Origin of the sequence: Pseudoxanthomonas sacheonensis (assembly GCF_031455975.1) — a bacterium.
Lineage (GTDB): Bacteria > Pseudomonadota > Gammaproteobacteria > Xanthomonadales > Xanthomonadaceae > Pseudoxanthomonas_A > Pseudoxanthomonas_A sacheonensis_A.
Map to the genome: position 1 here is coordinate 865,263 of NZ_JAVDTT010000001.1, position 9,040 is coordinate 874,302.

Here is a 9,040-nt window from a genome sequence, read left to right on the forward strand (position 1 = left end):
TGCATAGAAACCAGAAAAGTCAAAATGGATCCCAGCTTTCGCTGGGATGACGGGCAAGAACAACCGCGCTCCTTTTCCAGACACCGACACCGACATGAATACACCACTCGATTTCGTTGTGGCCATTCCAGCCCGCTATGCGGCCTCGCGGCTGCCGGGAAAGCCATTGCGCCTGCTAGGCGGCGAGCCCCTGGTCGCGCATGTCGCTCGCCGCGCACTGGCCGCCGGTGCGCGTGAGGTATGGGTTGCGGCGGACGATGAGCGTATTGCCGATGTTCTGCGCGACAGCGGCGTGCGCGTGGCCATGACCTCCGCCGCGCACGTGTCGGGCAGCGATCGCTTGGCCGAATGCGCCGACATCGCGGGTTGGGCCGACGACACCCTGATCGTGAACCTGCAGGGCGACGAACCTTTCGCTCCCGCACGGGGGATCCGCGCCGTCGCCGAAACACTGGCCGCCAGCGGCGCGCAGATGGCCACGTTGGCCACGCCGGTTACGGAGGCCGCGGCCCTGTTCGATCCCAATACAGTGAAGCTGGTGCGCGCCGCGTCCGAGGCGGGGTGGGGCGATGCGCTGTACTTCAGCCGCGCACCAATTCCCTGGCATCGCGATGCCTTCGCCCGGGATCGCGACAGCTTGCCGCCGGGCGAATGGCTGCGGCATATCGGCATCTATGCCTACCGTGCAGGATTCCTGCGGAAGTTCGCGAAGATGCCGCCAGGGCGGCTGGAAACGATCGAGTCACTGGAACAGCTGCGCGTGTTGGAGACGGGTTTCCGCATTGCGGTCGCGTTGACGCCCGAGGAATTCCCACCGGGTGTCGACACCCCCGAGGATCTGGCGCGCGCGGAGGCCTATCTGGCCGCTGGTGGGCGTTGAAGCTGCTGGTGGTCTGCCTGGGCAATATCTGCCGGTCGCCGTTGGCCGAAGGCGCCTTGCGTGCGCGCATCGATGCTTCGCCGCTCGCCGGCCGGGTGCAGGTCGATTCCGCGGGGACCGGCGACTGGCATGCCGGTCAGCCGCCGGATCCGCGCGCCATTGCCTGCGCGCGTGGGCATGGGGTGGATATCTCCATGTTGCGGGCCCGGCAGTTGCGCCAGCGGGACTACGCCGACTTCGACTGGTTGCTGTGCGCCGATGGCCAGAATCTGCGCGATGTGCTGCGTGAGGCCCCGCCCTCGAGCCGCGGCAAGGTGGTCCTGCTGACGGAGTGGGCGGGTGTCCACGAGGGATGCCCTGTTCCGGATCCCTATAACGGCGGCTCTGCCGAGTTCGAGCAGGCTTGGCGACTGGTCGATTCGGCCGCACGGGCGGTCGTGACTCGCCTGTGCGCGGAGTGGGACTCCGGCATAATCAGGGACTGATGAGTACTACTCCGGCCCCCGAGCTTCCCAAGAGCCTGCAATGGCTCAATGCGCCGTCGAGCTCGCTGCACGAGCAGCGCGGGCGTGTGGTGGCGCTGGCGTTCGTCAACGCGGCCTCCGCGTGGTCGTGGCAGCGTCTGCGCGATCTCGCCCAATTGCAGACCCGTTATCCCGGACGCCTGCAGCCGCTGGCGGTGCACGTACCGCGTTTCGATTGCGAACGCGACCCCCAGTACGTGTTGAAGCAGCTGCGCCGGCAGGGCATATCGTTCCCGATCCTGCACGACGGCGACTGGCACGCCTGGCAGCGCTTCGGCGTGGAAGCCTGGCCCACGGTGCTGTTGATCGATGCCAACGGCCAGATACGCGAACGGGTGGTTGGGCTGGATTCGACAGCCGAGCTGGAGCGGCCGCTGGCTGCGTTGTGCGATGGGCTGCCGATGCCGACCGACGACGATGCTCGTGCGACCATCGAGACCGCAGCGGAGCCGCGCTTGCCGTTGCGTTTCCCCAGCGGCATTGCGGCCACCGCCGATCGCCTCTATGTGGCCGACAGCGGCCATCACCGCATCCTGGAATGCAACCATACCGGCCGCGTGCTGCGTCAGTTCGGCATGGGCACGGCGGATTTCGTCGACGGCGATCTGGAACAGGCTGCGTTCCGGCGCCCTCAAGGCTTGTCGCTGGTGCGCGACGTACTGTACGTGGCCGATACCGGCAACCATGCCCTGCGCCGCATCATGCTGCGCAACGGGCGTGTGGATACGATCTGCGGCAATGGGCGCGCGGGGGAACCGGTGGAAGGCATCGTCGCCTCGGCGCGCGACGTCGCTTTGAACCAGCCGCAGGCAGTAGCCGCGACCGATAGCGAAGTGCATCTGGCCCTGGCCGGGGACAACCGCATCTGGACCTATGGACTCGGGCGTGGCGAGCTGACTTTCCGCGCCGGCTCAGGCCAGCTGGAGATGCGCGACGGCAGCGGACAGATGGCCGCCTTCGCCCAGCCCGTGGCGTTGGCCGCGGTGCAGCAGATGCTGTACGTCTGCGACGCGCTGGGTTCGGCGGTGCGTTCCCTGCAATTGCGCAACGACATCGTGCAGACACTGGTGGGACAGGGCATTTGGGAATTCGGCGATGCCGACGGCCCGCGCGAACGCGCGCGCCTGCAGAACCCGCAAGCCATCGCCTTGAGCCCCGACTCCCCGTTGCTGTGGATCGCCGACAGCGGCAACGGCAGCCTGCGCACCTTGCGCCTGGGCGGCGGCGAAGTGGCCACGGTACCGTTGTCGCGCCGCCTGCACGGCGTCGCCGGCCTCTCGATCGCGGCGGGCGCGCTGTGGATCGCAGAAACCGATGCGCACGCCGTACTGCGCTACGACCTCTCCACCGGTGAGCTGGGCCGGGTTGCGATCGACGAGTGAGTGGCGCAGGCGTGGCGACCGGATTCGATGGCAAGGAATACGCGGCGGGACTGAGTACCGCGCCGGGCGTTTATCGTATGTACGCGGCGGACGACAGCCTGCTCTATGTTGGCAAGGCCGGCGCGTTGCGCAAGCGCGTGGCCAGCTATTTCAGCAATACGCCCAAGAGCCCACGCACCTACGCCATGCTCGCCCAGGTGGCGCGCATGGATGTCACCGTCACCCGCACCGAGGGCGAAGCGCTGCTGCTGGAAAACCAGCTGATCAAGTCGCTGACGCCGCGTTTCAATGTCTCCTTGCGGGACGACAAGAGCTATCCCTACGTCCTGCTCACCACCGAGCAGTGGCCGCGCATCGCCATGCATCGCGGCCCGCGGGCGGTGCCGGGACGTTATTTCGGTCCTTACCCGGGCGTCGGCGCGGTGCGCGATACCCTCAACCTGATGCAGAAGCTGTTCAAGATCCGCAACTGCGAGGACAGCGTGTTCCGCAACCGCACCCGGCCCTGTTTGCAGCACCAGATCGGTCGTTGCAGCGCGCCGTGCGTGGGTCTGGTGCAGGTGCCGGATTACGCGGATTCGGTACGCCGTGCCGCGCTGTTCCTGGACGGACGCAGCGACGAACTGACCGCCGAGCTGGGTACCGCGATGGAGGCCGCCAGCGCGCGTCTGGATTTCGAACAGGCCGCACGCCTGCGCGATCTGATCGGTTCTTTGCGCAGCATGCAATCCCGCCAGTACGTCGACGGACGCGCGGCCGACTTGGACGTGCTGGCCTGCGCCATGCAGGGTACGGGCGCGTGCGTGTTGTTGCTGGCGTTCCGCGACGGCCGCAACCTGGGCACCCGGTCCTTTTTCCCGAAGACCAACGGCGAGGACAGCGCAGCGGAAGTGCTGTCGGCATTCGTATCGCAGTACTACGCCGAACAGACTCCACCGCAGGAAATCGTGCTGGATCGCGAAATTCCCGACGCGGCGCTGATCGAAACCGCGTTGTCGGCCGCCGCCGAACGCAAGGTGCAGCTGAAATGGAACGTGCGTGGCGAACGCGCCGGTTACCTGCAGCTGGCGACCCGCAACGCCGAGATCACCCTGGCCAGCGAACTGTCCAGCCGCAACGCGCAGCAGGTGCGCAGCGAGGCGCTGCGCGATCTGCTGGGCCTGTCGGAGCCGGCCAAGCGCGTCGAATGCTTCGACATCAGCCATACCATGGGCGAGGCCACGGTCGCTTCCTGCGTGGTGTTCGACGCCAACGGGCCGCTGCGTTCGCAGTATCGCCGCTACAACATCACCGGCATCGAACCCGGCGACGACTACGCGGCCATGCGCCAGGCGATAGAACGCCGATTCCGCCGCGCGGTGGAAGAGGGTGGAGTACTGCCCGAGGTGCTGCTCATCGACGGCGGTGCGGGGCAGCTGACCCAGGCGCGGTCCGCGTTGGCCGAACTGGGCGTGGACAGCGTGACGCTGGTGGGCGTGGCCAAGGGCGAAGAACGCCGCGCGGGCCACGAGACCCTCATCCTGGCCGATGGCCGCGAGGTACGGCCCGGCGCCGCTTCGCCCGCGTTGCAACTGGTTCAGCAAGTGCGCGATGAGGCGCACCGCTTCGCCATCACCGGCCACCGCGGGAAGCGCCAGAAGGCGCGCATGACCAGCAAGCTGGAAGATATCGCCGGCATCGGCCCGCGCCGCCGCTCCAGCCTGCTCAAGCATTTCGGCGGTATCGTCGGCCTGAAGGCCGCAGGCATCGACGAGATCGCCCGCGTGGACGGCATCAACGCCGCACTGGCCGAACGAATCTACGCTAACCTGCATGGGCTGGCGCCCGCGGTGGCGCCTCCGGCTGCAGGAAGCGAGCAAGGCTCTTAATGAAGTTGACCGTTCCCACCTGGTTGACCCTGCTGAGGATCGTGCTGATCCCGGTGCTGGTCGCGGTGTTCTATCTTCCGTACGGCTGGACCAATTTCGCCGCGGTTTTCGTGTTCGTACTGGCCGCGCTGACCGACTGGCTGGATGGCTGGATCGCGCGCCGCTACAACCAATATTCAGCCTTCGGGGCCTTTCTGGACCCCGTCGCGGACAAGCTGATGGTGGCCGTTTCCCTGTTTCTGATCGTGCAGGGCCATCACACCATCTGGATGGCGATCTGGGCCGCAATCATCGTCGGCCGTGAGATCGCGGTGTCGGCGTTGCGCGAGTGGATGGCCGAAATGGGCCAGCGCGCCATGGTCAAGGTGGCCGCGCTGGGCAAGTTCAAGACTATCGTGCAGATGGTGGCGCTGGGCTGCCTGCTGTATTCGGTCACGCCCAACAGCACCCTCCCGGTCGGCACCGGCATCTGGATGGGCAGGGAAGTATTCCTCATCGGCGACTGGCTGCTGGCCATTGCAGCAATTCTGACCTTGTGGTCTGGACTGCAATATCTGCGTGCCGCCTGGCCGACCTTGCGAGAGGATGAACAAGCAGCTGTTGACAGTTCTCGTAAGGACGGTAAAATTCCGCCCCTCACTACGCGGGAATAGCTCAGTTGGTAGAGCACGACCTTGCCAAGGTCGGGGTCGAGGGTTCGAGTCCCTTTTCCCGCTCCAGTTTCACGACGAAACCCCGTTCTCGGGGTTTTGTTTTGTAGGGTGCTTGAAAAGGCCCTGCGATTGCGCCAGTCTCGGCGTGACAGTCACCGGCCTGGTGGCAGAGTGGTCATGTAGCGGCCTGCAAAGCCGCGTACGCCGGTTCGATTCCGACCCAGGCCTCCATTTTCAATGATTCGCGGCCCACAGGGCCGCGAAGCCATGTCCGACGCAGCCACCTTTCAACTTCGAGTCAACTTCGAGCTCGGCCGCTTGCAAGATGCGGTCGCGCTAGACTGCCCACATCCTGACCGGGGGTTCCATGGGCTGCAGTAGGAAGATGCAAGGGCGTCGCGGGATTCGCTTGCCTGCCATCGGTCCGGGTCGCTGAGGCCATGAGCGCGCGCGGCAAGACCCTTTCCAACGCCGCCTATTCGTCGGCCGGCCTCTATATCGAATACCTGTTCGGCCTGATCGCCTCGATCCTGATCGCACGTGCGCTGGGTCCCGCGGACCTGGGCATCTACAGCCTGCTGGTCTGGATCGTGTCCACGGCCGTGATCGTGGCCAATGCCGGCATCACCACGGCCGCCATCAAGTTCGTGGCCGAGTTGAACGGATCGGGCCGGGTGGATCTGGTCGGCGCGCTGATCCGGAAACTGCAACGGCTGCAGAGATTCATGTTGCTGTTGGTCGCCGTCGGCGTATCGGTGCTGTTGTACGCAAGCCGCCATCGCATCGCCCCGGGTTTGGACCTGTGGGTACTGGGCCTCATCGTCGCCTCGGTACTGTTGCGTGCGCCGTACATGTTCAATATCGCGTTGGCTAAGGGCGGGCAGGATTTCCGTTCCATTGCGGTCATCGCCGGCATCAGCGCAGCCGCCAATCTTGCGATGGTCTCCGCTGCGCTGGCATGGCGCGCTGCGCTTCCGGCATTCGTTGCGATCTATGCGGTATCGGGCGTGGTCTTTTACCTTGTGTCGCACTGGCGCACCGTTCCGATGCAGCGCGCGGCGCGGCGATCGCAGGCGCCGCTGCCCGCCGAACTGGAAGCGCGCATCACCCATCATTTACGGGTGGTCGCCTTCACCATCATCCTGGGCTCGGTGGGCACCAGCGAGATCGAGTTGCCGTTCCTCAACCTGCTGGCGGGTCCCGATCAGGCGGGCATGTTCAAGGTCGCCAATGCTCTGGCCATGGGCGCGGCCCTGCTGGCGCCGGGGGTACTCAGTGCGCAGCTGTTGCCGATGATGGCCAGCGCCTACGGACGGGGCAGGGAAGAGGCGGCATCCTTGATCAGCGGCTCGACCGCGTGGCTATTCATCCTGGGCGCGCCTTTGATCGCGATTGGCGCGGTGTTCTCGCACCAGTTGATCACGCTGCTCTACGGCTCGGCGTACGCACCGGCCGCACAGGCCTTGAGCATCCTGCTGGTCGCGCGCGTGGCGAGCACGCTGGGACAGGGGGCCTCCGCTTATCTGGTGAGCGCCGACCGGCAGACGGCATTGATGAAACTGACCCTGCTTTTCACCCTGCTGCGCTTGGTGGGCGCGGGCGTGAGTACGTTCTATTTCGGCTTGAAGGGGGCGGTGGTCGCATCGGCCGTGCTCGCATTGTTGGGCACGGGTTCTACGCTCGAATTGGCTCTGCGCGAGACCCGATCGTCGCTGCCTTGGGCGCGCCTATCGCGGATAGCGATCGCCGCGGCCCTTGCCGCATTGTGCAGTTGGCCGGCGGCCTGGCTGCATCCGCCGCTGCTTGCGCTCGCGGTCGGCGGCATCGTCTTCGTATTGGCTTACCTGCTGGCGCTTTGGCTGCTGCGTTGCCTGCATGAAGCCGATGCCGAATACGCGCGCATTCTCCTGTCCAGAATTTCGGGCGGACGCCTGGGCGGCAAACTCTAATCGCTCACGCGGGCGCGTAAGCGACCTTGTTGTCGCGTACGCCGCGCCCCAGCGCGCGCAATATTCCTGCGCGCCCTTCGGTGTAGGCGGAAAGCAGCGCGGCCTTCGCGTTGTCGCGGGCGGGCGAAGCGCCGACCGGCGAGGGATCGAAGCCGTGCCTGCGCATGCGCGCGTTGCCGCGATACAGCAGTTCGCGACGGCGCGTGGCGGCGGTGTAGTAGGTGAAGCTGACGGTGATCGACGGCTCGTTTCCGTTCTCGACCATGTGCGCGGCGGTGGAGGGCATGTAACCGCCCATACCGGGCTGGAGGTCGAAGACGCGGGCTTTGGCGCGGAACGATTCGTCCCAGCGGACTTCCTCGCGCGAATGCTGGTCGTGGAAGAGTTCCTGCGCGCGTTCGCTGATGATGCCGCGGTCCATCGGGTCCCAGGTGTAGAGCTTCTTGCTGCCGCGGATCTGCAGGATGAAGTTGTGTTCGTGGTCCATGTGGAAGGGCGTGACCGCCCCGGGCGAGCTGACGAAGATCCAGCCGCCGCGATAGCTCATGCCGGGATCGACCCGCTCGACGAACGGTCTGACCGCATCCAGGACCTCATCGACCAGCGTGCGGTAGAGCGGATCGGCCTGCACGTTGAGCAGCGACATCCAGGCGCGCGCATCGGCGATTCCGGCGAGCGTCTCCTCGGCGCTGCGCTGGTTGGGGTGCAGCGCGGGCGCATCGCCGAACGCGGTGCCGGCGGTGGCGGTGTCGCTGTGGGTGCGCACCAGCTTGCGCGCTTCCAGGCGGCGGCCCAGCTCCACCAACGATTCGATCTGCAGCAGGGGATGGGCGCACAGCTGGTGAGTAACCGCCTGGAGTTTCCAGGGATCGAAGGTATCGGATTCTAGGGAAATCAGCGGCCGGGCCATGGCTCGGGAATATACATCTGCTGGTATCCTTACAGCATGGGGCTTATCGACACCGGCGAACGCATCGCGCGCCATGCATGGCGGATTCCCGTCGTCGGTCGGATCCTGGCCATGGACTACGCGCGCAGCTTCGCGCGCATGCCGCCCAACAAGTTCCGCGGCGTCTTCCCCGGTTTCGCCGAGGCCGAGCGCTCCATTCCCCAGGGGCGCCGCATCGGCTACGACCACGACGCCCTCTCCGGCATGTACCGGAACCGGATGGAGCGCGCCTGCCAGAGCGACTACGCCGTCCTGTTCTGGCTGCAGCGCATCGTGGATGCGGACACCGTGTTGTTCGATTTTGGTGGGCATGTGGGCGTCAGCTTCTATGGATGGGAGCAATATCTGGGCCATCCGCCGGCGGGATACCCGCCGGGTCTGCGCTGGCGGGTATGCGACGTGCCGGCGATCATCGAGGAGGGCGCGAAACTGGCCGAAGAACGCGGCGCGACGGGACTGGACTTCACCTCGGACATCGCCGACGGCCGCGATTGCAACGTCTTGCTGGTTGCCGGTTCATTGCAGTACGTGGATCTGGACATGCCGCAACTCCTGGAAAAAATGGGCAACCGCCCGCAACACGTGCTGGTCAACAAGATGCCGCTCTACGACGGCGAAACCTTCGTCACCGTGCAATCCACCGGCCGCGCCTTCCATCCCTACCGCATCAGCAACCGCGACGAGTTCGTGGCGTCCATGACCGGTCTCGGCTACCGCGTCGTCGATCACTGGAGCAACCGCGAGCAGTACTGCCGCATCCCGTTCACCCGCGGCCGCGACATCGACGCCTACAGCGGGTACTACTTCGTCCGCGACGATTCCGTTCGCTGATTCC

At 65.8% G+C, this 9,040-nt stretch carries 8 protein-coding genes and 2 tRNA genes; 9 read left to right on the forward strand and 1 reads right to left on the reverse strand.

The features are described from left to right. Positions 1–94: 94 nt before the first annotated feature. The 8 genes from kdsB to J2W94_RS03980 all read left to right on the forward strand — a co-directional run bounded on the left by kdsB (position 95) and on the right by J2W94_RS03980 (position 7,256). The gene (gene kdsB, locus J2W94_RS03945; RefSeq protein ID WP_310090399.1) at positions 95–880 is read left to right on the forward strand and encodes a 3-deoxy-manno-octulosonate cytidylyltransferase; all 786 of its coding nucleotides are present in this window, start codon (positions 95–97) and stop codon (positions 878–880) included. Further along, positions 877–1,365, forward strand: a complete 489-nt coding sequence (locus tag J2W94_RS03950; RefSeq protein ID WP_310090401.1) for a low molecular weight protein-tyrosine-phosphatase — start codon at positions 877–879, stop codon at positions 1,363–1,365. The genes kdsB and J2W94_RS03950 overlap by 4 nt, the downstream gene beginning before the upstream one ends. Then, positions 1,365–2,786 carry a hypothetical protein gene (locus tag J2W94_RS03955; RefSeq protein WP_310090402.1) on the forward strand — a complete coding sequence of 474 codons (1,422 nt, stop codon included), beginning with the start codon at positions 1,365–1,367 and terminating at the stop codon, positions 2,784–2,786. Before J2W94_RS03950 ends, J2W94_RS03955 begins: the two co-directional genes overlap by 1 nt. 11 nt (positions 2,787–2,797) lie before the next feature. Beyond that, entirely contained in the window at positions 2,798–4,654 is a 1,857-nt protein-coding gene (gene uvrC, locus J2W94_RS03960; protein ID WP_310090404.1) for an excinuclease ABC subunit UvrC, read from the forward strand. Continuing rightward, a complete protein-coding gene (gene pgsA, locus J2W94_RS03965; RefSeq protein ID WP_310090405.1) occupies positions 4,654–5,307 on the forward strand; it encodes a CDP-diacylglycerol--glycerol-3-phosphate 3-phosphatidyltransferase in 654 nt (217 codons plus the stop codon). Before uvrC ends, pgsA begins: the two co-directional genes overlap by 1 nt. Then, positions 5,298–5,373 (forward strand) — tRNA-Gly (locus J2W94_RS03970). Before pgsA ends, J2W94_RS03970 begins: the two co-directional genes overlap by 10 nt. Before the next feature lie 91 nt (positions 5,374–5,464). Further along, a tRNA-Cys gene (locus J2W94_RS03975) sits at positions 5,465–5,538 on the forward strand. Positions 5,539–5,747: 209 nt separating this feature from the next. Next, positions 5,748–7,256, forward strand: a complete 1,509-nt coding sequence (locus J2W94_RS03980; protein ID WP_310090406.1) for an oligosaccharide flippase family protein — start codon at positions 5,748–5,750, stop codon at positions 7,254–7,256. A gap of 4 nt (positions 7,257–7,260) precedes the next feature. Here J2W94_RS03980 and J2W94_RS03985 read toward each other — a convergent pair whose 3' ends face one another. Beyond that, complete coding sequence (locus J2W94_RS03985) at positions 7,261–8,166, reverse strand: cupin-like domain-containing protein (RefSeq protein WP_310090407.1); 906 nt, start codon at positions 8,164–8,166, stop codon at positions 7,261–7,263. A gap of 36 nt (positions 8,167–8,202) precedes the next feature. On the opposite strand from J2W94_RS03985, the gene J2W94_RS03990 reads away from it, so the two are divergent. Beyond that, on the forward strand, positions 8,203–9,036 hold the full coding sequence (locus J2W94_RS03990; RefSeq protein WP_310090408.1) for a methyltransferase, TIGR04325 family: 834 nt from the start codon (positions 8,203–8,205) through the stop codon (positions 9,034–9,036). Positions 9,037–9,040: the final 4 nt, after the last annotated feature.

Coding starts and splice junctions, on each gene's coding strand:
- J2W94_RS03990 (WP_310090408.1), top strand. CDS start 8,203: ATGGGGCTTATCGACACCGGCGAACGCATCGCGCGCCATGCATGGCGG.
- kdsB (WP_310090399.1), top strand. CDS start 95: ATGAATACACCACTCGATTTCGTTGTGGCCATTCCAGCCCGCTATGCG.
- J2W94_RS03955 (WP_310090402.1), top strand. CDS start 1,365: ATGAGTACTACTCCGGCCCCCGAGCTTCCCAAGAGCCTGCAATGGCTC.
- J2W94_RS03980 (WP_310090406.1), top strand. CDS start 5,748: ATGAGCGCGCGCGGCAAGACCCTTTCCAACGCCGCCTATTCGTCGGCC.
- J2W94_RS03985 (WP_310090407.1), bottom strand. CDS start 8,166: ATGGCCCGGCCGCTGATTTCCCTAGAATCCGATACCTTCGATCCCTGG.
- pgsA (WP_310090405.1), top strand. CDS start 4,654: ATGAAGTTGACCGTTCCCACCTGGTTGACCCTGCTGAGGATCGTGCTG.